The organism is Dyella caseinilytica, from assembly GCF_016865235.1.
Taxonomy (GTDB): Bacteria; Pseudomonadota; Gammaproteobacteria; order Xanthomonadales; family Rhodanobacteraceae; genus Dyella_B; species Dyella_B caseinilytica.
In genome coordinates this window covers 618,505-642,925 of the sequence record NZ_CP064030.1, presented here as the reverse complement: position 1 = coordinate 642,925, position 24,421 = coordinate 618,505, and the positions used below count along the sequence as shown (strand labels likewise).

14 protein-coding genes are annotated in these 24,421 nt (G+C 58.1%); 12 read left to right on the top strand and 2 right to left on the bottom strand.

The window, feature by feature from the left end; translation table 11 throughout:
* The first annotated feature begins 403 nt into the window (after window positions 1-403).
* A complete protein-coding gene (locus ISN74_RS02690) occupies window positions 404-2,383 on the top strand; it encodes a M1 family aminopeptidase (RefSeq protein WP_188797157.1) in 1,980 nt (659 codons plus the stop codon).
* 73 nt (window positions 2,384-2,456) lie between these two features.
* On the opposite strand, the gene ISN74_RS02685 is transcribed toward ISN74_RS02690, so the two are convergent.
* Entirely contained in the window at window positions 2,457-3,443 is a 987-nt protein-coding gene (locus tag ISN74_RS02685) for an Lnb N-terminal periplasmic domain-containing protein (RefSeq protein ID WP_188797155.1), read from the bottom strand.
* A gap of 133 nt (window positions 3,444-3,576) precedes the next feature.
* Between ISN74_RS02685 and ISN74_RS02680 the strand changes: the two genes are divergently transcribed.
* From ISN74_RS02680 to ISN74_RS02665, 4 genes are all read left to right on the top strand, one after another.
* Window positions 3,577-5,550 (top strand): esterase/lipase family protein, encoded by a 1,974-nt coding sequence (locus tag ISN74_RS02680; protein WP_308420740.1) that lies wholly within the window; start codon window positions 3,577-3,579, stop codon window positions 5,548-5,550.
* Between the two features lie 680 nt (window positions 5,551-6,230).
* Entirely contained in the window at window positions 6,231-7,919 is a 1,689-nt protein-coding gene (aspT, locus tag ISN74_RS02675) for an aspartate-alanine antiporter (protein ID WP_188797153.1), read from the top strand.
* Window positions 7,920-7,976: 57 nt separating this feature from the next.
* Window positions 7,977-9,569: a bifunctional aspartate transaminase/aspartate 4-decarboxylase gene (locus ISN74_RS02670; RefSeq protein ID WP_188797151.1), complete on the top strand. Its 1,593-nt coding sequence runs from the start codon at window positions 7,977-7,979 to the stop codon at window positions 9,567-9,569.
* Between the two features lie 85 nt (window positions 9,570-9,654).
* On the top strand, window positions 9,655-10,776 hold the full coding sequence (locus tag ISN74_RS02665) for an asparaginase (protein WP_188797149.1): 1,122 nt from the start codon (window positions 9,655-9,657) through the stop codon (window positions 10,774-10,776).
* A 157-nt stretch (window positions 10,777-10,933) separates the two neighbouring features.
* Here the strand turns inward: ISN74_RS02665 and ISN74_RS02660 are convergent, their stop codons facing one another.
* Complete coding sequence (locus tag ISN74_RS02660; RefSeq protein ID WP_188797147.1) at window positions 10,934-12,133, bottom strand: ROK family protein; 1,200 nt, start codon at window positions 12,131-12,133, stop codon at window positions 10,934-10,936.
* A gap of 338 nt (window positions 12,134-12,471) precedes the next feature.
* Between ISN74_RS02660 and ISN74_RS02655 the strand changes: the two genes are divergently transcribed.
* From ISN74_RS02655 to ISN74_RS02625, 7 genes are all read left to right on the top strand, one after another.
* Window positions 12,472-13,875: an APC family permease gene (locus ISN74_RS02655; RefSeq protein ID WP_188797145.1), complete on the top strand. Its 1,404-nt coding sequence runs from the start codon at window positions 12,472-12,474 to the stop codon at window positions 13,873-13,875.
* Window positions 13,872-14,921: an ROK family protein gene (locus ISN74_RS02650; RefSeq protein ID WP_188797143.1), complete on the top strand. Its 1,050-nt coding sequence runs from the start codon at window positions 13,872-13,874 to the stop codon at window positions 14,919-14,921. Before ISN74_RS02655 ends, ISN74_RS02650 begins: the two co-directional genes overlap by 4 nt.
* Window positions 14,922-15,011: 90 nt before the next feature.
* The gene (locus tag ISN74_RS02645; RefSeq protein ID WP_188797141.1) at window positions 15,012-17,375 is read left to right on the top strand and encodes a beta-N-acetylhexosaminidase; all 2,364 of its coding nucleotides are present in this window, start codon (window positions 15,012-15,014) and stop codon (window positions 17,373-17,375) included.
* 100 nt (window positions 17,376-17,475) lie between these two features.
* On the top strand, window positions 17,476-18,549 hold the full coding sequence (locus tag ISN74_RS02640; protein WP_188797139.1) for an acyltransferase family protein: 1,074 nt from the start codon (window positions 17,476-17,478) through the stop codon (window positions 18,547-18,549).
* 105 nt (window positions 18,550-18,654) lie between these two features.
* Window positions 18,655-21,696, top strand: coding sequence for a TonB-dependent receptor domain-containing protein (locus tag ISN74_RS02635; RefSeq protein ID WP_188797137.1), 3,042 nt, complete (start codon window positions 18,655-18,657; stop codon window positions 21,694-21,696).
* A 91-nt stretch (window positions 21,697-21,787) separates the two neighbouring features.
* Window positions 21,788-22,996 (top strand): DUF5009 domain-containing protein, encoded by a 1,209-nt coding sequence (locus ISN74_RS02630; RefSeq protein WP_188797135.1) that lies wholly within the window; start codon window positions 21,788-21,790, stop codon window positions 22,994-22,996.
* A 14-nt stretch (window positions 22,997-23,010) separates the two neighbouring features.
* Complete coding sequence (locus ISN74_RS02625; RefSeq protein ID WP_188799468.1) at window positions 23,011-24,219, top strand: glycoside hydrolase family 18 protein; 1,209 nt, start codon at window positions 23,011-23,013, stop codon at window positions 24,217-24,219.
* Window positions 24,220-24,421: the final 202 nt, after the last annotated feature.

The following is a 24,421-nucleotide window of genomic DNA, read 5'->3' as shown; positions in this document are numbered from 1 at the left end:
GGATGATCACGATGTCGCCTTGCAAAGAAGACATTGCGCAAACGAGGCTAACGTGACAAATCGACCCGAATTCTTCTTCATGACCTACTGCAGCAGGTGGCACACGCGAAAGTGTGATGAAGCAGCGCAAAGGATGCGCGCTTCCCGCTTGCCAAATGCGCGCCTTGTTGACGTTCTTACTGCGACAGGATGCGGCTCGGGCGACATGCGAGGCGAAAACGAGCCAACGATGGATATCGCACGCCAATCGCGCCCTTACCCGGCCCCTTCTCCGTAATAAATGGAGCGGTGGTCACCTGCTATGTTCTATGCGCCCTCTGGCACTGGTATCGTTTTGCAGCGTTGCAGTATCGTCAGCCGTTCGGTGCCAGGACGGCGCGTTCCCCAACGCTACAGGGCCCTCATGAAGACCATTCCGACGCTTTGCGGCGCTGTGCTCGCCGCCCTATCCCTTTCCGCCAGCCTGGTCGTGGCCGCCGATGCTCCCCCATCGGGCTACAACCCATTCGAAACCTTCGCACCGTTTGTCTACCCGCAACCCTCGAACGGCTATCGCTCCGGCAGTGGAAAGCCTGGGCCGCTGTTTTGGCAGAATCGCGCGGACTATCAGATCAAGGCTGCGCTGGATCCGGACACGCGCAAGCTGACAGCCGACGAAGTCATTACTTATACCAACCACAGCCCCGACGATCTGGATGTGCTTTGGTTGCAAGTGGAACAAAATCGTTATTTGAAGGATGCGCGCGGCGCCTTTGACGACGGCAAATTCCCGACTGAATTCACCGACGGCGAGCACATCACGTCCATCGCGGTAGAAGGCACTGACGGCAAACTGCAGAAAGCCGACTGGGTGATTTCCGACACCCGTATGCAGATCCGCCTGCCGCAGCCGCTAAAGGCTCGCGATGGCAAATTGCGCGTGCATATCAGCTACAGCTACACCGTTCCCGGTGAGTTTGGCGGCCGCACTGACGTCAACCCGACCAAGAATGGTGACATTTTCGAGATTGCGCAGTGGTATCCGCGCATGTGCGTGTATGACGATCTGCGTGGCTGGACCACCGATCCGTACCTCAATAACGAGTTCTATCTGGAATACGGCGACTACGATTATTCGGTCACCGTGCCGTGGAACATGATTGTGGTTGGCGCCGGTGAACTGCTCAATCCGCAGGACGTGCTCACCAAGACCGAGATGCAGCGCCTGGATCAGGCCCGTCACAGCGATACCACGGTGATGATCCGTTCGGCCGATGAAGTGAATGATCCGAACACGCGCCCAAAACAAAGTGGCACGCTGACCTGGCACTTCCGTATCCAGAACAGCCGCGACGCGGTATTCGGCGCTTCCAAGGCCTACATCTGGGATGCCGCGCGCATCAATCTGGGCAACGGTAAGACTGCGCTGGCTGAATCGGCCTATCCGGTGGAAAGCGCCGGCAAGGAAGCCTGGGGACGCGCCACCGAGTACGTGAAGGCGGCCACCGAGTACTTCTCCAAGCAGTGGTATCCATACCCTTATCCGGTTGCGATCAACGAAGCCGGTTCGGCCGGCGGCATGGAATATCCGAGCATCACGTTCGATTCGAAGGAAGCGAAAGGCAGCGATCTGCACGCGCTGATTGCGCATGAAATTGGACATACCTGGTTCCCGATGATCGTCGGCACGGACGAGCGCCGCAACGCGTGGATGGATGAAGGCTTTAACACCTTTATCGACGTGTACGAAGCGGACAACTTCAATCACGGCGAATACGCACCCAAGCGCGATCCCGAATACGCGCCGGGCCACGGCAATCCCGCCGATGAAATCGTCAAGGTACTGACCGATCCGGACGCGCCGCCTCTGCTCACGCGTGCGGACGAAATCCAGGAGAAATACCGCCATCCGGTGACGTACTTCAAATCAGCCTATGGCCTGGTGTTGCTGCGCGAGCAGATCATCGGACCAGAACGCTTCGACCCGGCTTTCCGCAAATACATCCAAACTTGGGCTTACAAGCACCCCAGCCCCTCGGATTTCTTCCGCTTCATGGAAAGCGAAACCGGCGAAGACCTCAGCTGGTTCTGGCGCGGATGGTATGAATACAACTGGAAATTGGACCTCGCCATTCAGAACGTCACACCCATCGATGGCGACTGGCGCAAAGGTGCACAGGTCACGGTGGCCAACCTCGACAAGCTGGTGATGCCATCCACGCTGGAAGTCGTCTACACCGATGGCAGCAAGCAGGACATCCGCGTGCCGGTGGAAACCTGGATGCAGCACCGTAGCTATGTGATCCGCGTCGACGGCAACAAGCCGGTGAAGTCGGCCACGATTGATCCGCAGCACGCGATTCCGGATGTGGATCGGAGCAACAATACGTTTACGGTGAGGTAAAACATGGGCTGGCGTGATGACAAATCACGCCTCGCCGTCATTCCCGCTTTCGCGGGAATGACGGCCACGAACATCACGGCTCCGGCGGCGTACGGATCGCCTTGGAAAAATCCTCACCCGGCTTCACCGCCCGCGCACGCGCCGTGATATCACCCTGCTGGGTTAGCACCTCCAACGGATAGTGGGTATCCAGCGCCCCAGCCTTGTAGAGATAACCAGGCAAATACGCCGTTAGCAGCAGTCGATAGTCATACGGCAAGCCCGGATCGATCTGTTTGGCCATGCCATACACGATGGTTACGCAATTCGACGTCACCGTGTTGTAGAACGCAGGCTGCACGGTCAGTTCATTGGCCTCCTTCACGTAAGACAGGAATAGGGCACGCATCGCCGGCTTGCTCATCTGTAATCGGTACAGGTGATCATCTTCGCCGCGCACGTTGGTGCGCAAACGAACGATATCGTTTTCGTCCGCTGCCACGATGGCGCGCTCAAAATCCTTGAAGAATCCGCCAATCGACGAAAAGGTTTGGTGGCGCTGTCGGCGGATCTCCACCGAAAACACCACATGCGAGCCATCCTCGAAACCGAACGAAATCAGCGCATGGACAATACCCGGCATGCCCCACGAGGAAAGAATCAGATCGGCCGATGCAAGCTGATTCAGATCGTAATGACGCGTCTCCCAACTTGCGTCGTAATCCTCATTGGAGCGCCAATGGAAGTTGCGCACGTTGTCCAGGGTGACCAGGTCGCCATCGACACGGCCGGTCAGCTGCCGCGACACATCATCAGCCCAGTCCCGATGATTGGACGGCGTGATGGTGCTCCACCACGCCAGCAGAATCAGAAATGCCAGCCCATAAGCACCGATCGGCAAACCGCTGTGTCGGTGCCAGGCCCATACCAGCGCCAGCAGCACACCCAGCGTCCAGACCAGGCTAGCGATCCAGCGCGCCGCCGCCCCACCCGGGAACTGGTACCACAGCGCCAGGGCACCCCATCCACCTGACAGCACAATGGCCAGGACTATCAGGGCGTATAGCATCCATCGCAGCATCACCGGGCATCTCCCAAGAATCGTTGCAACATGGATAATAGAACGGTAACGACCGCTCATCCTGCTTCCTGTTCAACACAGTGCTTCACACTCCATCACCCGGACCGTCCAGAATGGCGGAACAGGTTCCTGGATGGATGAAGCTCAGCGTGCATCAGCCACTGCTTTCCTGCCAGATGAAGAATCGATGAAGGGCCGCAAGCCAATAGGGATCATTCGCGTCGTTACGCTGGCGGCCTTGCTGCTGACCGCCGGCTGCAGCATGGTGGGCGTCAAGCACATCACGCTCAAGGAATACGCCAACCAACGCCGCAGCGATGTACTGAACACGCGCACGCTCAGCGACAGCACGGTCCAGACACTCAACGTCATCGCGCTCAGCCGTGACGATTGCGCTGCGAACTTTCCCCGTTGCACCAACACCCTGCTCTACTCCGATGGACTCGACGATGAGCGACGCTTGTCGGCGCTGTCCGAGCTCTGGCTGGCCTATGCCCTGCAGCAGACGGACCAGAATAAAACGGTCGACGACCAGGCACTGAACGATTACCTCCAATCTGCACGCTATGCCTACGCATACCTGTTCTATACAGCGCGCGATCCGGGGGAACGTGCCTTCGAAACCCGCCAATCGCAGGTGCTGGATTTCTACAACTACGCCGTCAGCCAGGCGGTGAACAGCTTCTTTCAGCGGCTTCCCGAACTCGGCACGGACTGGAGCAGGAAACAGGTGGCCGGATGGAGCCTGCTGCGGCCGAACACGGATGTCTATCTTGGTTCGAGCAACTATGTCCCTACGGAGTTGATTCCCTCGGCGGGATTACGTTTCAGCGGTTTGCGCAACATCTACCAGCGCGATGGTTTCGGCTCGGAGTTTGTGGCCGTAGGTTCCGCGCCGGCAGATACCGGCCAGCCATGGCGCGAATCCAATTACGTGCCGCTCACCGCGGTACTGGAATTTCCCGGCGACGACTTGGCCAGCGTGCTGAGGACCGACGAGGTGCGCTTGTATGCCAAGAACCCTTATTTGGACAGCACCATCCAGCTCGATGGACAAACCATCCCGCTCGCTGCCAACTTCACGGCGCCCTATGGCGTATGGCTGGCGCGCTCAGGATTCGCAAAGCAATCCATCCGCTCGCTGCTAGGGCGCGGCGGCCTGAGCAAGCCGGAAGTGCTGCTGATGCAGCCCTACGATCCCAACCGCCTCACAGTGATCATGCTGCATGGATTGGCCAGCAGCCCTGAAGCATGGATCAATGTCGTCAACGAAGTGATGGGTGACGAACAACTGCGCCGCACCTATCAGGTGTGGGAGGTGTATTACCCGACCAATGTGCCGGTAGCGGTGAATCTCCGGCAGATCCGACAGGCTCTGGATGAAACGCTCAAGCACTTCGATCCATCCGGTAAAGCGGTTGCCTCCAACAACATCGTGCTGATTGGCCACAGCATGGGCGGCGTCATCGCCCGACTGCTTGTGTCTTCCAGCGATGACAAACTGTGGAGCGTCATCCCTGCCCGTCCTGGCCTTTCCGATGCCGACAAGCTGCGGTTGCGTGAGCGCCTTGCGCCATATCTGCAGTTCTCGCCGATGCCGCAGGTCACGCGCGCCGTATTCCTCGCCGCTCCCCATCGCGGCACACCGGTCGCACGCTGGAAACTGGCCCGCTGGATCGGCGGCCTGATCCGTCTGCCACTCACCTTGCTGGAAGAAGGCAAGAACATTACCGATGCCATGCAGGGCAAGAGCGCCACGCCCGGTACGCCGGCACAGCTACCCAACAGCATCGATAACCTCAGCGATACCGATCCTTTCATCAAGGCTTCCAGCACCCTGCCCATCTCGCCCCAGGTGCGCTACCACACCATCGTTGGCGTGTATAAGTCCAAGGGTCCGCTGTCCGATTCCGACGATGGCGTGGTGCCCTACACCAGCTCGCATCTCGATGGCGCCGACTCGGAGCTGGCCGTGCCTTCCTGGCACGATGTCCAGGAAACGCCGCAAGCGATTATCGAACTGCGACGCATCCTTCGTGTGCACGCTGCTGCATTGCATTGCCTGCAACCAGAGAGCGGCGCTCAAATCCCCTGTGCCCACCCATAACAACACCATCTTCGCGGACGCAACCTCCTCCTGAGCATTTGTTGAGCGATCGTCCACAGAGTAAGACGTTGAAATTCTCTGGCAGTTTGAAAGAAATCGACGTGCACGACTCGCCTATGACGATTGTTCAGAGATCGTGATTTTCACGTCGAGAAAAAGAAAGTCCTTTCTCAACGACACAACCTGAGCGACAGATCGCGCAGCGAAGTTCGTGGCGTATTTCTTGAGCCATGGAGAACATGTTCATCCAGGGAAACTATTTGTGACATACGAAGATTCATAAGAAAGTCACTTGCAATGCATGTCAACATCAGATAGTTATTTCTTGCGACCATGAGTAGAGGGGAAATCATGGCGTTTCCGTCAGTAGCTGATCGAATGCCTTGACCAGGCACGTGACGACCTCAAGGGAACGAGCAATGCAACACTTTCTGGATTGGGCTGGCCTCTCGTCACATCGAACATTTCGCTCCAGAGCCCGCATGAGGGCATGCGGTCACGTCACTACGTGCATCGTCCATATCCATATCATCCATATCACCCCGCAGGCGTGATGTAGCGCCGTTACTTTTCAGGGTCCATCTCGCAAGCAGTGCGAACCACGTTGTTTGGCATTGAAACCGCATCGGATACCGCATTGCCGATCTGACAATCCAGATTTGCCGCAATAGGAGAATGTGATGGAGTGGGTACGGGATAACTTGAAGCATGCGCCCGAGATATTGCTGTTCCTTTCACTTGCCATCGGCTATTGGGTAGGAAAATTTCGCTACGGCAAGTTCCAGCTTGGCGGTGTAGCCGGATCGCTGCTTGCTGCGGTGGCGCTAAGCCTCGTTGGCATTTCTGTCGACAACGGGGTGAAGTCGCTGCTCTTCACACTGTTTATCTACGCAGTAGGCTTTGAAAGCGGCCCACAGTTCTTCAAATCGCTGGGACGACAATCGCTACGCGAAATTCTTCTTGCGGTTTTCATGGCGATTTCAGGACTCGTTACGGTCGTCGTCATGGCCAAGCTGTTTTCACTCGACAAGGGCATGGCCGCTGGCCTTGCCGCGGGCGGCATGACGCAATCGGCGATCATAGGAACAGCCGGCGATGCGCTGTCCCGCCTCGGACTCTCGCCAGCCGACGTGCAAAAACTCCAGGCCAACGTCGCCATCGGCTATGCGGTGTCCTACATCTTCGGCTCGCTCGGCGCCATCATCATTTGCATCAACATCCTTCCACGCATCATGAAGCGGGACATTCACGACGACGCCCTCAAGGCCGAGGCCGAACGCCTGAAGGGTGCGATCATCTTTGGACCCGGCGAGGGACCCGCCATGCCGGAGATTGTCGGCCGTCTTTACGAAGTAGATGGTGGTGCGGGCAAATCCACCGCAGCGATCGAGCGATCTGCGGGAACATCCACCATGACCATCGAGCGCGTCAAACGGGGCGGCCAATTCATTCCGATCACACCCGATCTTGTGCTTGAGCAGGGCGATATCGTCCTGGTAGTCGGACGACGGGCAGGCATAATCGAAACGGCCAGCGGGCTCGGCCGAGAGATTCAGAGCTCCGCCGGCATGGAGCTCGTCATGAATACGCAGGAGGTGATCCTGCAAAACACAGCCTATGCAAACAAATCCTTCAGCGATATCAAACGTTCAGCCGAAACCGCGCTCAAGCACGGCATTTACATTATCGATATCAAGCGCGATGGTGAACCGCTCGCTCTGGCTGATAACACGGTATTGAAAACCGGTGACGTTATCACTGCGTACGGGGTCGATGAAGATCTGAAGCGTCTTGTGAAGGAAGCTGGGGCGCAGCTCACCAGCGACACAAAGACAGACTTTGTTTTTCATGGTGCAGGCCTGGTTGTCGGCTTGCTGATTGGTCTACTGGTGCTACGCGTGGGCTCCATTCCCTTGACGCTAGGCGCGGGCGGCGGTGCACTGCTATCAGGACTGTTGTTCGGATGGTTGCGTAGCAGACATCAGACCGTGGGCAATCTTCCGGTATCGGCCTGTCAGCTTCTCAAAGATCTGGGCCTTGCCGGATTTGTCGCCGCCGTCGGCCTCCAGTCGGGCTCACAAGCCATTCATACGATTGCCAGCAGCGGCCTTTCGCTATTCCTGATCGGCGTGGTCGTTACCGTGGTGCCTTTACTGTTGACCATGTTGTTTGGCCGCTACGTGTTGCGCTACGACAACGCGGCGATATTTGCCGGCGCGCTTTCCGGCGCTCGCAGTGCCAATCCGGCGTTCGGCGAGGTACTCGACAAGGCCGGCAATTCGATTCCAACGGCGCCGTTCGCGATCACTTATGCCTTGGCAAATGTCTTCCTCACCTTGCTTGGTCCATTGATCGTCGCATTCGCGTGAGGCTACACGTGACGCCGCCACACATCACAGCATGTCATGAGAATCAGGAGAATTCCGATGGCCGATACGAAGCACTCCAAATATTCCAAGCTGAGCCCGTTCGAACTGAAGGACAATCTCATCGCGCTGGCATTGAGTCATACCGATCGCTTGATGCTCAACGCAGGCCGCGGAAACCCGAACTTTCTCGCGACACTCCCGCGCAGAGCGTTCTTCCAGCTTGGCCTGTTTGCGGTGTCGGAGGCCGAACTGTCCTTCTCTTACATGTCGGAGGGCGTCGGCGGCCTCGTGCGCCATGAAGGACTGAGCGCGCGGTTCCATACCTTTGTCAGTCAGAACCGCGACAAGCCCGGTGCAGTTTTCCTGGGAAAGACCCTTTCCTATGTGCGGGATCAGTTAGGTCTTGACGGCGACCAATTTCTGCTCGAGATAGTCGCCGCCACCCTCGGCGCGAATTATCCGGAACCGGATCGCATGTTGCGGATAAGCGAGAAGATCGTTCGTGAATACATCGTTCGCGAAATGGGCGTACAGGGCATGGCCACCGAAGAGGTCGATCTCTTCGCTGTTGAAGGTGGCACCGCGGCGATGGCCTATATCTTCAATTCGATGCGGGAAAACAAACTCATAGCGCCTGGCGACAAGATCGCCATCGGCTCACCGATATTCACACCTTATCTGGAAATTCCCGAGCTCAACGACTATCAACTCAGCAAAGTGATCATCGAGGCCGACCCCAAGGCTGGCTGGCAATATCCCGCCTCAGAGATCAAGAAGCTGGAAGATCCTGCGATCAAAGCGTTCTTTCTGGTCAACCCGAGCAATCCTCCCTCGGTCAAAATCGACGACGCAGGACTGGAAGCCATCGCCAAGGTGGTCAAGAAGCGCCCGGACCTGATCATTCTTACCGACGACGTATATGGCACCTTCGCAGACGACTTCCGCTCGCTCTTTGCGATCTGCCCGAAGAATACGATTCTTGTCTATTCGTTCTCCAAATATTTCGGCGCTACCGGCTGGCGCCTCGGCGTCATTGCCATGACGCGCGACAACATTATCGACCAGGCTATTAGCAAACTGCCGGAAAAAGCCAAGAAGGAGTTGGACACACGCTACTCCTCACTGACCACCGAACCCCGAAAGGTCAAATTTATTGACCGGCTGGTTGCCGACAGCCGCGCCGTCGCACTCAACCACACCGCCGGTCTTTCCACACCGCAACAGGCACAGATGGTGTTGTTTGCGCTGTTCAATCTGATGGACTCCCGCCAGGACTACAACAAGGCACTCAAGGCACTCGTCCGCCGAAGGGATGCGGAGCTCTACAACAAGCTCGGCATGCCAGAGAAGGAAGACACCAACAGTGTTGACTATTACACCCTGATCAATCTCGAAGAGGTTTCCAGAAACCTCTATGGTGATGCCTTCGCGCAATGGGTTCTGAAGACGCAAAACCCGACGGATATTCTTTTCCGCATTGCCAATGACACCGGTATTGTTCTGCTCCCGGGTAGCGGCTTCGGCGTACTACATCCCTCCGGACGCGCATCACTAGCCAACCTCAACGAGTATCAGTACGCCGCGATCGGCACCGCGCTGCGCAAGCTTGCCGCTGAATATTACGAACAATTCAAGAAGGGAAAGAAGTAGGCCACTTGACTGCCTCTGGCTCAAACACCGTTCCAGCTTTGTCATGAGCTTTGACAGCCTCATTCCAGCCCATAAAGGAACAAAGATGAAGCCGACTTCCCTTTTCGAAACCAGCCGCCTTGTACTTGGGTACTTCGGTCTTGCCATGGCTCTTGCCGTTGCAGCAGTCCCCGCCAGCGCCCAAACCGCGGCGAACACAACGCAAAATGCTCCAGCCCCTGCCGCGCGCGTACTGGTGCTTGGCACCGGCGGCACGATCGCCGGCCAAGCCAGCACACGCGGAAGCGGCGCGTACAACGCCGGCAAGGTCAGTGCTGCCGATCTCATCGCCGCAGTTCCCGGCATAGACAAGATCGCGCAGATTTCCACCGACCAGGTTGCCTCGATCGGCTCCCAGGACATGAATGACAAGGTCTGGTTCGATCTTGTGAAACGCATCCAGCTCGCCATCAGGAACAAGGAAGCAGACGGCATCGTGATTACCCATGGCACGGACACGATGGAGGAGACGGCCTTCTTCCTTCAGACCGTGCTTGATACCAGGATACCCGTCGTGTTGGTGGGCTCCATGCGTCCCTCCACGGCGATTGGTGCGGATGGCCCCGCTAATCTTTACGAAGCGGTGAAGGTTGCAGCGTCACCGGATGCGCGTGGCCGCGGCGTGTTGGTCGTGCTCGATGACGCCATTCATGGCGCTCGCTGGGTACAAAAAACCAATACCACGAATGTCCAGACCTTCGAGTCGCGCGATGCCGGTCCCGTCGGTTACGTCGACATGGGCCCGGTACGCTTCCTTCGGGCAGCGAGTCCCTACAACGGCTCCAAATTGAAGCTTCCGGACGCTCCACCTCTGCCGCGCGTGGATATCGTGTATGCGCACGCCAACATGGATGGCCTTCCGGTAGAGGATGCGGTAAAGCGTGGTGCCAAGGGCATCGTGCTTGCAGGCGTTGGTGACGGCAACACGTCCAAGGAAGCCATCGATGCGCTGCAGGCCGCCGCAAAGGCAGGCATTGTGGTCGTACGTTCCACGCGCGTTGGGTCTGGCTTTGTCAATCGCAATGTCGAAGTGGATGACGACAAACGCGGCTTCGTCGTTTCCCTGGACCTTAATCCGCAAAAGGCGAGGGTCCTGCTTCAACTTCTGATTGCCAACGGCATTACTCAGCCGCAAGAGGTACAGAAGCATTTTGACGCCACGTGGTAATTCGGCGATGTCCATCCCGACCGTTGCCTGAAATACGACGAATACTCTGCTCTTGTGGCATTCGTGCTGAGCCCTCCACTCGGGGCTCAGCGCGCTGGCGCGCATTGCGAGAAACTGCAAATGCAGCAAATGACTAACGATTCCCTTCCTGCCAATATCAGGCTTTCAGCAACGCCTGATAATCGGGACTGAGTTCGGCGAGCACCACCAGGGCTGCGGCACCAAGCGCAACGCAGTCCGGACCTGCGGTACCCAGCTGCAATCGTGCATGGGCGCGATCCTCTCTGCCGCTCACAGATGGGTACAACGGAAACGACTGATCGATCAGACGCGCGAGAATGTCGTTGGAAAGCATGCCACCCACCAACATGGTTTCTGGATCAAGCAGCGATTCCAAGACGTTGATCGCATGACGTAGTGCGGGCACCGCTTCGGCCAACCAGCGTTCGATGCCGGCAGCGTGCTGGTTATCGGTCAAGTCCAGATCGCTCAGATTCTGATCTGCGCCAACTCCCAGATGCTCCAACAGGGATGCGCCAGAAACGTAACGTTCCAGACACCCTCGTTTGCCGCAGTAACAGGTCTTGCCGTTAGGGACGACGATGACGTGCCCGATTTCACCGGCGTTGCGCCAGTGACCCGAATAAAGCCGGTTGTCGAGGTACAAGCCCGAACCCAGGCCATGTCCCACGAACAGGTAGGCGAAATCCCGCAGTCCACCCGCGACGCCATACAAACGCTCGCCCATCGCAGCCGCCGTGGCATCGTTCTCCATCAATACCGGGAGCCCCGTTCGCTCACGCAGCAAGGCCAGGCTCTGCTCGTCATCCCAACCCGGCATGCTGGTGGGGCCCACGGCACTCATGCCCGCGACGCCAAAGGGACCCGGCAAGGCGATGCCGATGCCAAGCAGTCGCTCTGCTGAGACTTTGCGTCGGAACCACTCGATGCATTTGAGGAGCAGCGGCAACGCCTCGGCGAACGTCGGATAGCTCACAGCATGGACACGCCGTCCTCGCGTAACACCCTTGAGATCCAACAGCACGGCGACGATCTGATGCTGCTCCACATGAAAGCCGATCGAAAAACCGCCATCCGGATTGATCGACAGCGGAATGGGTGGCTGTCCACGCGCCGTTTTCTCCGGCGCATGCACCGACAGTTTCGATTCGCTGAGCAGCTCGGCCACGATGTTGGAAATCGTCTGTGCCGTGAGTGACGTAAGCCGCGTGAGATCCGCGCGGGTCAGGCGTCCGGCCTGCCGAATGGCCTCCAGCACAACGCGTCGGTTGTGCAAACGTGCGTGCTCGAGATTGGTACCCGTCGTTGGCTTGTTCGACTTCGATGAGGTCTGCATTGCTGGCCGTTTGCTACTTGGAATGGGTCAGAGGTGGGACATGCGGCGGGGAGGAAGCCGCTGGAATCTTAATGATGCGCTGGCCACCGCGAATGGCCTGCCTGAAATCGAAACGCGCCCGGATTCTATATGTCCCACCTCGACGGCCTATTGACCAGCCCTGGCATCGCCGGCCGTCATCGACGACCACACCCACAGGACGCATGCCCGAGCCCCGTGACATACCCTACCACCGCTTTAGTTAATTTCTTCAACTTGAATTAATATAAAACTTGTGGTTTTCTTGCCCCACCAGTCCAGTCCGCCCGATCGCGCGGTTTCCGGAGACTACCAGGGGTATGCAAAACCAGACGCAGGCAACACGCGACGCGCCTCAGCTGAAGCGACGGCTGGGATTGGCGTCTGCCGTTGCGCTCAATATGAGCCAGATGTGCGGCGCCGGCCCTTTCATCACCATCCCCGCGATGATCGTGGTGATGGGTGGCCCGCAGGCGTACCTCGGATGGTTGCTGGGTGCGCTTCTGGCGTTGTGCGATGGCCTGGTGTGGGCCGAACTGGGTGCCTCCCTGCCCGGCGCCGGCGGCACCTACATCTATCTGCGCGAAGCTTTTGGCAAGCGGACCGGGGCCTTGCTGCCCTTCCTGTTTGTCTGGACAGCCATGCTCTTCATCCCGATGACCATGGCTACCGGGGTTATGGGTTTTATCCAGTATCTGGGCTGGTTCCTTCCGCAAATGACCGCGCTGCAGGGGAATCTTGCCGGGTTGGCGCTGATATGGATCACCATCGGCCTGCTGTGGCGCACGACCCGGTCGATCGGCCGCCTCGGCATCGTGTTGTGGATCGTCATGCTGGTCAGCATCATCTGCCTGATCGCTGCATCGCTGTCGCACTTCAACGCCGCACGCGCCTTCAGTTTTCCGGCAAACGCGTTCGATCTGGGCAGCAGCGCGTTCTGGTTTGGGCTGGCGGGAAGCCTGACCATCGGCACCTACGATTACCTCGGCTACAACACCTCCGCGTACGTCGCGGCCGAAGTGGAAAATCCGGGCAAAGTCATTCCGGCATCCATCGTGCTGTCGATCCTCGGCATGTGCGTGGTGTATTTCACCATGCAGGTCGGCGTGCTCGGCGTTGTCGACTGGCATCGCATGCTGGACCAGAATTCCGCCGCCTTCACCTCCGTGGCGTCCGTGGTTCTCAATGAATCCTGGGGCGCGAAGGCCGCTGGCATAGTCACCGTTTTGATCCTGATCACGGCGGCCGCATCGGTGTTCGCCGGCCTGCTCGGCGGTTCGCGGGTGCCTTATGAAGCCGCCCGTGACGGCGTGTTCTTTCGTGCGTTCTCGCAGATCCATCCGCGCCTGGGCTTTCCGACCTGGGGCTTGCTGTCGATGGGCGTGCTGACATCACTCGGCTTCGCCATTGGCCGCCTCACGTCGTTAACGACACTCATCCAGTTGCTCACGACAGTCATGATCCTGGTGCAGTCGATCGCGCAAATCGGCGCCTTGCTCGTACTGCGCCGCAAGCGACCCGATCTCGAAAGGCCGTACAAAATGTGGCTCTATCCCGTGCCGGCGCTGATCGCACTGATCGGCTGGATCTACATCTACGTCGCGTCGAATCAAAACGCACCGGGTGCGTACCCGATCCAGTGGTCGCTGGCGTGGCTGCTGCTCGGATCCATTGCCTATCTGTGGTGGTCGCGTACCCATCACCTGCGAGTGAAGCACGCATGAGCCGACTCGCCCCCCTCAACTCATCCACTCCGTCGCATGGCGTGCTTATCGCGATCGATGTCGGTGGAACCAAGACGCAAATAGCGTGCTACGACACGTCCACAGGGCAATTGAATCGTACCCTGTTGGATACACACGCTCCCGGACTGACGGGCGCTGCCGCCTTGCACCGAATCATCGTGGCGGCGAAACAATGTGCTCAGCTCGATAACGTTCCTCACCTGCGCGGGGTAGCGGCAGTCTTTCCCGGCGTGGTGCGTGATAACCACTTGTTGATGGCGCCCAACACCCCGGGCTTGGAAGGGTTGGATCTGTATGGACAACTCGCCGCAGCGTTTGCCACGCCTGTCATCACCTTGGACAACGATGTAAAAGCCGGTGCTCTTGCCGAACACACCTGGGGCAGTCTGCATGGCGCAGACCATGCGCTCTACGTGAATATCGGCACGGGGCTTTCCGCCGCAGCCATCATCCACGGCGAGGTGTACCGCGGACGCAACGGCGCTGCGCTGGAAATTGGCTATCAGCTGACACCGTTTCTGGATCACCTTGCACCGACGGACTGGCGCGGTCTGCGCGAAGGTGTCGCGCCGATGGAAGCGATGTTCTCCGGCACCTCGCTGGATATCCTGGCGCGCGATCTTTGGGGTCCCGAACGGGATGCCAGAGATCTGTTTCGCAGCACCGACCCTAAAGCCACGCTTGAACTCCAGCGCAGACTTCATGCGCTGGCATCGCAGTTAGTAAATCTGTCGATCGCCTTGGATGTGGAACGCATCGCCATCGGCGGCGGTGTCAGCCAGCAATACCCGGTTTTGGAACCCGATTTGACCAAGCTGCTTCAGCGGCTGGTGCCTTTCCCGCCGACATTGGTGAGCGCGCGATTCGTCAACGACGCGCCACTGTGGGGTGCATTGGAACTGGCGCGTCGCGCAGCAGGTACCCCGGCACTGCCTTCAACGATGTTCGAAGCATCCAGCGATGACGCTGACAGAAATGAGGATCCATCGCCGAAAGGGCTACACAAAGCTACGCAATACCCATAGCAATCCGGATTGGGCAAGCCGCGGCTGGGGAGCCGTACTTGCCACCAACAACCGGGATTGAAGGTTCATTACTGGAGGGGAGAACACATCATGCAGCACCGCAAGACACCCAGCGCGACGGCCTTTGCCAGGCGATGGCGTTGCGTTGCGCGCCTGACAAGCTTGCTCGTGTGCCTGGTGCTGAGCGATGTCATCGTTGCCGCCCAAACAACTCCCGAGCCGATGCTGCCACTCATGCCATGGCCATCGCAGGTGGATATCGGCAAGGGCGAGTTCCCGGTGAGTGCCCATACGCCCATCGTGATCGCCGACCATGATCCCGCAACACGGCTCACGGCCAACTATCTGGCGGATCTGCTTCGTCGCACGCGCGGTTTGTCACTGACGGTGAAAGACGCCGACGGCACCACGCCAATCAACGCCATTGTGCTTCGTCGCGATCCACAGGCCCCGGTGCTCGCGCACGAAGGCTATGCGTTGGTCATCACCAGCAAGGGTATACGCATCAATGCCCGCGACGAAGCTGGCGTGTTTTACGGCGCGATCACACTGTGGCAACTACTTACACCGAACGCGCAAAAGGGCGCGGTGAACGTGCCGCAATTGAACATCCAGGACCAACCACGTTTCACCTGGCGTGGACTGATGCTGGATTCCTCAAGACACATGCAGTCCGTCGCGGACGTGAAACAACTGCTGGATCAAATGGCCCAGCACAAGCTCAACGTGTTTCATTGGCATCTTACGGATGATCAAGGCTGGCGCATCGAAATCAAGCGTTATCCCGAGCTGACGCGTATCGGTGCTTGGCGCACGCCACCCGATGCTGGGCACGATGGCGAGCCGCAGCGTTACGGCGGGTTCTATACGCAGGAGCAGATCCGTGAAGTGGTGGCGTATGCCGCCGCGCGCCAGATCACCATCGTGCCGGAACTGGACATGCCTGGCCACGCGCAAGCGGTCATCGCCTCGTATCCCGACGTTGGCGTGACTGGCGGTCGACCCAATGTGTCAGCCGATTGGGGCATCAATCCCTATCTCTACAACGTCGACGATGCGAGCTTCCAGTTCATTGAAAACGTACTGGATGAGGTGATGGCGTTGTTCCCATCGCACTACATCCATCTTGGTGGCGACGAAGCGATCAAGGATCAGTGGCAAGCATCACCAGCCGTGCAGGCGAAGATGCACGCCTTGCATCTGAAAGACGAAGACGCTTTGCAGGGCTGGTTCATGGGCCGGCTGGGCGCGTATCTGACCAGCCACGGACGCCGGCTGATTGGTTGGGATGAAATCCTCGATGGCGGCGTACCGGCTGATGCCACCGTCATGTCCTGGCGCGGTGCCGATGGCGCCATCAAAGCCGCAAAGATGAATCACGACGTGGTGATGTCGCCCTCGCCCGACGTGTATTTCGATAACGTGCAAAGCGACTTGCCACAGGAGATCGCCGGGCGCGCCCCCGAACTCGATCTCACCAACGTCTACGCGTTTGATCCCGTACCGAAGGCTCTGAATCCATCACAGGCTGCGCACGTATTGGGCGCACAAGCCAACGTATGGACCGAGCACCTGCCCAGCATGCAGCACGTGCAGCAAGCGATCTTTCCTCGCCTGGACGCTTTAAGCGAAGCAGTGTGGTCCCCCGCCGCAACGCGGAACTGGCAAGGCTTCCTGGTTCGCATACCAGCCCAATTCGCGCGTTACTCGACACAGCACATCAGTTATTCCAATAGCGCCTTTGCACCATCAGCCGTATTGGACATTAACGCTGCATTGGATAGCGGGAGCGCACAGGTAACGCTACAAAACCAGGCGCAATACGGTCATATCCGCTACACACTCGATGGCGGCGCGCCCAACCCGAACGCGACGCTGTATACCAAGCCCATCAACGTCAAGCTACCTGCCACGTTGCGTGCCGCCACGTACGCCGACGATGGCAGTCTGCTCGGCGCGATGGAAACACGCGTATTGGATCGCACCACCCTGCTAAGCCACAAAGGCGTGGAGCTACCGCAGTGCCCGGGTGACCAAGACCTGATGCGCATGCAACCGATGCCCGATGCGAACAGCCTGGCGCCGGTCTTCCTCACCAACAGCTTCAACGCTTGCCAGCTTTATCCGGCGACACGATTGAATGGTATCGGCAAGGTCCACGCTGACGTTGTCAGGCTGGAACGCAACTATGCCTTGGCACACGACCAGAAGCTGGTGGTGTCACATCCTCACGCTACGCCTTACGGCGAACTGGTCATCCACCGAGACACTTGCACTGGCGCTGTCATCGCCAGCATGCCGTTGCCTGATCCCGCACGCAGCGAGCGACGTTTTTCACTTGACGCAAGTGTGCCACCGCAACAAGGCACACACGGCCTGTGCTTGATCTTCACCGCTCCGACCGAAGGATCGTTTTACGCGCTGGATCGCATTCAATGGCTGCCTGAAAAATGACCAGCGAACAACGCAAACAGCAACACCACGCATCTTCATCCCTTCTTGCTTGCGAGAAATGGAAACAGCGTCGGCATATCCACGCAACACAGGTGAACCCATGACCGTGCCATCCAAACGCCTAGCCTCTCTCGACGCCCTGCGTGGCTGCACCGTCGCTGCCATGTTGCTGGTCAATGATCCAGGTGACTGGGATCATGTTTTTGCACCGCTGGATCATTCGCCATGGAACGGATGCACGCCTACTGATCTGATATTTCCGTTCTTCCTTTTTGTCGTCGGTGTATCGACGGCCTTTTCGCTGGTGCCGCGTCACGAACAGGGCGTGGCAGCAGGCGAACTGGCGCGTACAGCACTGTGGCGCGCGTTGCGTATCATCGGCCTGGGCTTGCTGTTGCATGTCTTGGCATGGTGGTGGGATCCCGGTGAGCACATGCGCTTCCCGGGTGTGTTGCAGCGCATTGGCGTGTGCTTCGCGGCAACGGCTCTGTTTGCGCTGTACACGAAGCCGCGCACGCAATGGAGCGCGATCGCTGTACTGCTACTGGGCTATTGGGGGCTCCTCATACTGGGCGGCTCGCTGGACCGTTGGGTGAACATCGTCAGCCGCACCGATACGGCGGTGTTCGGTCACTTCGTCTATCTCATCGATCCGGCTACCGGTCGCGGGCACGATCCGGAAGGCCTGCTCAGCACCCTTCCATCCATCGGTACGGCGTTACTTGGCTTGCGCATGGGGAGCTGGCTGCGCGCAGGCAATCAAAAGGCGCTGCTGGTTGCAGGCGTCATCATGCTGCTTGCCGGTGCCCTGTGGTCGATGGTGTTGCCACTCAATAAAAATTTGTGGACTTCATCGTTTGTGCTCTGGTGCGCTGGCTGGTCCACCCTGGCTCTGGTGCTGTTCCACGTGTGCATTGATCAACGTGGCTGGCCGGCCATCGGGCGACGCTTTGGCGTCAATGCCATCGCCGCGTACGCGGGTTCGGAATTGCTGCAAGTCATCCTGCCCGCGCTGGGTTGGCAGGATCCGCTCTATCAGCATCTGTTCTCCAACTGGATCACGCCGATGGCGGGTCCCTACATCGCGTCGCTGGCTTTTGCCGTCGCGTTTGTTGCGGTTTGGTGGGTCATCGTTTGGGCAATGGATCGTCAGGGTTGGTATGCAAAGCTCTGACGCATAAGAGTTATCTGCAAAAGGGGAGGAGCATCGGGCAATCCCGTCCCGGTGTCATCACAACGAACGCGTCAGGCATGCCTAAGAGCCTGGATGGGGGAAGACATGTATAAGCAACAAAAGAAGCCATTGTCGGTTTTGATCTGCGCAGTGCTCAGCGCTGCAGCATGGTATTCGGGCGCAGCAGTGGCGCAGGATGCAGCATCACAATCCACAGCGTCATCGCCGCAAACGTCGAGCACGGATCAGTCATCGACACAGGGCAGCTCCAAAAATGCCAAGACCTTGCAGGGTGTGCAGGTTACCGGCTCGCTGATACGCAGTGTGGATGTAGAAATGGCACAGCCCGTCGTAACCATCACGGCGCAGGACATTCAGAAGCAGGGCTTTGCCACGGTCGGTCAGTTTCTGCAGAACGTGACGTCCGGCAATAGCTCTTCGGATATGAGCAAATCCGACCCCTATGACTCAGGCCCAGATGCCGGAGGGAGCTTCGTCGACTTGCGCGGCCTCGGGGCGCAGCGCACCCTGGTGTTGATCGATGGCAAGCGCGTCGGCACTTCTTATGATGGCCTCACCAACCTCGACACCATTCCTGTCGCCATCATCGACCATGTCGACGTACTGGCGGACGGTGCGTCGGCGGTCTACGGCTCAGACGCTATCGCCGGCGTCGTCAACATCATCACCAAAAAAGATTTCAACGGCGCGCAACTGGACACTTACGACGGCCAATATCAGCCTGGCAGCGACGGCACGCAGCAGCAGTATGCCCTAACGCTCGGCAAGACCACCCAGCACGGTTCGATCGTCTTCACCGGGCAGTACCAGAATCAGGACGCGATCAACGCGGCTGACCGCAACTACAGCGCCTGTCCTTTGAGTTGTAAATTTCCTTATGACGCCTGGCAAACGCAGGGCGCATTTGGACAAATCCTCAATGATCCCAGCGGTAATACGCTGGTACTCAACAACGGCGGCAATCCGCGCAACTACAACGACTACCATGTGCAGGTAGCGCCGACCATCGGCGCCAACGGCGACGTGATCGCACCGGGCGACACGTACAACTACAACAATCAATATTCATTGCTTAGCGCGACCAGCATGAAGAACCTGTTCTCGCAGGGGCATTACGATATCGAGAACAACCTTACCGCCACCTTCAGTGCTAGCTATAACCAGCAAGGCAACACATCGATGCTGGGCGGCCTGCCCTTGTCTACGCCGGGTATCGTCGATCCGCAGCAGCCGCAATTCACGAACCCCATGTTGTCGGCGCAGAGCTATTACAACCCGTACAACACGCCGGGACAAACGCCGCAGGACGTGTCCTTTCAGCGCTATCTGATCGAAATGCCGCGCATTACCGCCAACAAGGTCACGAACTTCCGTTACAGCCTTGGCCTGGAAGGGTTCTTCAACGTAGGCGAGCACATGTTCAATTGGGACGCCTACTATTACGAGACCAAATACGAAGGCAACATTTACACCAGCGGCAATATCTATCTGCCGAACCTGATGAATGCACTGGGCCCATCGTTCATGGGATCCAACGGTGCCGTGCAGTGCGGCACGCCGGGCAATGTCATCGCGGGCTGCGTACCCTTGAACGCGCTAGCCGGGCCCGGCGGCTACACCCCCGCCATGCTTAACTACATCGAAGCGTTCGGTCACGAGGTGTATGGCAGTCAGGAAAAAGGTCCACAGGTGGATATCAGCGGTGATGTCTACCAATTGCCGGCGGGTGACGTGAATGTGGCGATGGGTTTGTCTCATCGCAGTGTGTCGGGCTACGACACGCCCGACATTCCCTCATCGGAGGGCTACACCACCAACCTGGCGGGGCAGCCGACAAGCGGCGGGTATAACGTCAGCGAGGCGTACGGCGAAATCAATCTGCCTCTGCTGAAGGATCTTCCCGGGGCACAATCGCTGAATCTGGATATCGCGAAGCGCTTCTCGCACTACAACAACTTCGGTAATACGAACAACAGCTCTTTCAAGCTCACCTGGAAGCCGATTGACGACCTGCTGGTTCGCGCCAGCTACGGCACCGGCTTCCGTGCGCCGACGATTGGCGATTTGTACGCGGGCGATACGACCACTTATCCCTACTTCACCGACCCTTGCGATGTCACCTATGGCTTGGCTCGCTACAACAGCACGGTGGCAAAAAACTGTGCCAACGGCGTCGGCGGAAAGCCGCCATTGAGTATCGCCGCGTTGACTGCGGCAGGCCTCGGTACCGAATACGCCAATGGCTTTGGGCAAGAACAATCACCGGGCCAGTTGATCACGACGCCAGGCAACATCCCCGTGTACGGGCCGTTCATACAGGGCGGCAATCCGAAGCTTAAGCCGGAAACGTCCAGCAGCACGCAGATCGGTTTTGTCTACAGTCCCAGCTATCTCACGGGCTTCAACGCAACGATTGACTGGTACAAATACATCGTACGGAATGTCATTTCGAGCATCCAGCCCAACGAGGTATTGGATAATTGCTACGAACTTGGCATCGCAGCTGATTGCGCGCTGTTTCAGCGATCGGCTGCCAACAACTTCCAGGTGAGCGGCCTGTTCATGGGCGAGGAAAACCAAGGCTATCTGGACACCGCCGGTTACGACGTCGATCTTTCCTACACGCTTCCCGGCTTTTCGTTCGGGCAATTCAAGGTTGACTCGCACTCTACCTACATGACGAAGTACAACGTGCTCCAGTATGAGGGCGTTCCCGTCAGCAACGAAGCGGGCATGTTGTCCAACTGGCGCCTACGTTCCAACTTCACGGTGTCATGGTCATACCATAACGTCGGCGCGCAATGGACGATGCGCTATTTCTCGCCCCTTAAGGACGCATGCTACAACGTGCTGGATACGGCTGTTCCGTGCCAACTGCCGAACTATTACGCTCCCGGCGTCGGCGTGAATCCGATGCAGCAGGTTCCATCGGTCACCTTCAATGATTTGCAGGTGTACTGGAATGCACCGTGGCACGCGACGATCTCGGTGGGTGCGAACAATATTTTCAATCGCATTGGTCCGTATGCCTACGGTAGCTATAACGGATTCGACGCCAACTACGTCTACAACCCGGCCTACGATTACGGTCGGATGGTGTATATCCGCTACTCCCAGAAGTTCTGAAAATATTGATTTGAGACGCCCCCTCTCTTGTGTCCGACGAGAGAGGGGTTTCTCGGCATAAACATCCCTTCAAAGACTGGAGCAACGAACGATGGCGACGATATCCACAGCGCAGCGTGTCGCCTCCATCGACATTTTTCGCGGACTTACGATGGCGGTCATGATCTTCGTCAACGAGCTCGCCGGCGTGCACGGACTTCCCTGGTGGACGTATCACGCGCATGCGGAGCAGGACGTGATGACCTACGTCGACATGGTCTTTCCGTTCTTCCTGTTCATCGTCGGCATGTCGATGCCGCTGGCAGTGGAGCGGAGACTGCAGCAGAATCCGTCCCGCGCTTCGCTATGGCTACACGTGGCATCACGCTCATGCGGCCTGGTCGTGCTGGGGTTGATCCTCGCCAACGCCGACAGTGTCGACCCCAAGCTCATGCTCGTACCGGTTTCAGGCGCGGCGTGGACGCTCATGGGACTCGTCGGCGGCATACTGTTTTGGCTCGTTCCCAGCCGCAACCCTCAGCACCGCCGGGTCTATCTCGCTCTTCGAGGCGTCGGCCTACTCCTACTGATCTTCGTCTACACCATCTTCCGTCGCGCCACCGACAGTGGCGGCACGGCGTGGATCGACGGTTCGTATCCTGAAATCCTCGGTTTGATCGGATACACCTATTTCGCCGTCGCGCTGCTCTACATTCCAAGCCGGCATTGGACGTGGGCTCCCCTCGCTTGGTTTGCCGTGCTCATCGCCTTCTGCGCACTTGCAGTTGCGCACGTCATCGACTGGCCTGCGAAGCTTCCACTTTATGTGTGGCCATTCAGTAATGGAGCTCATCCGGCGATCACCATGGCGGGCATCGTCACATCCACTCTCTTCCTGCGTTCCGATCCCAGTCGAACGACCAACCGCCGAATCCTGTTAGCGTTGACCTTTGCGGCATCCATGTTCGCTGCGGCTTGGTTACTTGCACCGCTCGGCATTTCCAAAATCCGGGCAACGCCCACGTGGGTGCTTGCAAGCGCGGGGGCGGCAGTCCTCGCATTCCTGCTGCTTTATTGGACCTGCGACATGAAGGGCCGCACGCGCTGGGCGGCGTTCGTGAAATCCGCAGGCGAGAACACGCTGTTGACGTACCTGCTACCGGATATCTATTACGCTCTTGCCGCCTTTATCGGTTTCACCTATTTCGACAACCACCTGACGTTCGGAATTCCGGGCGTACTACGTGCTGTCTGCTTTACTGCCTTGATTCTCGCCGTGTCCGCCCTGCTCACCCGGTGGCGTATACGCCTGCAGCTTTAGTGCTTGGTCCCGTGATGCTGCCTGAAGCGAAGCCCGCACCCATCGAAGGGGTAATACGGATGATGAAAACATCGGCTAAGACGCTCATTGCACTCGCTTTACTCGCCTTCGGGTCAAACGCTTTTTGCAGGACCACTACACCCGTCATTTGCGCGTACGTTTTCACTCACGGAGCAACCCTCACTCAGGGCCAGGTCGACCCGCATAAACTGACTTGTGTGAACTACGCCTTCGCCAACATCGAACAAGGTCGCATGGTGGAGGGCGCACCCGAAACTGCGAAAAATCTCGCCATGCTGGCCGCGCTTAAACACGACAACCCCGATCTGAAGGTGCTCATTTCCGTCGGTGGCTGGCTGTGGTCCGGAGGCTTCTCCGACATGGCTCTCACCCAGGCCAGCCGTGCCGCATTTATCGACAGCGCTGCGGCATTTCTTACGCGTTACAACCTCGACGGTCTCGACATCGATTGGGAGTTCCCCGGTCAGGCCGGTGCCGGACATGCCTTTCGCCACGAGGACCAGCAGAACTACACCCTGCTGATTAAAGAGCTGCGCATCCGCTTCGATACCATGCAGAAGTCACTTCATCGCCACCTCTACCTCACCGTCGCCGTTGGTGCGACGACAGATTTCCTCGATCACACAGAGATGAGAGAAGTCCAGAAATACGTCGACGATGTCAATCTGATGGCCTACGACTACTACGAGCCGGGTGACGAAAAGATCACTGGCAATCACGCCCCGCTATTCACCAACTCCGCCGACCCACAGGGCATTTCCATCGACCGCTCTGTGCATGAGTACGAACGTGCGGGTGTCCCCGCGACAAAGATCATCCTTGGCGTGCCGTTTTACGGACACGTATGGGGTCAGGTACCACCCAAAAACCACGGACTTTTCCAGACCGGCCAACCTGTGCCGAACGCCTTTGCCGATTATGGAGTTATCACCCGCACCATGCTCGGCCAGCAAGGCTACACACGCTACTGGGACAATGCCTCGTCCGTGCCTTATCTCTACAACGCCGACAAGCAGATCTTTGTCTCCTACGAAGATCCGCAGTCTCTCGCCCTGAAAGGCAAATATGTGATCGACCATCACCTCGCCGGCGTCATGTTCTGGGAATATTCTGGCGACGACGCCTCCGGCACGTTGTTGAATACCATTGATGCTGCGCTACGCCCGAGCAAGGTCGCCCATGCCGGAAAACCCGAAACATGAATTGGGTTGCTCTTGCCGATCTTCCTTTCAGCTACCGGCACAGGGCAACGTTTCAGCGCGAGCTTATAAGCTAAACACGTCCTCCAATCGCTCCCAAGCCGTGGCACCGACGAAGGCAATGTCGGTGAGTGCGATAGCCGTAAGGTGTATTCTTTCGCGCAACCGGCGCGACACTATGGCGTGGGCGATGCCGAGAAGCGTC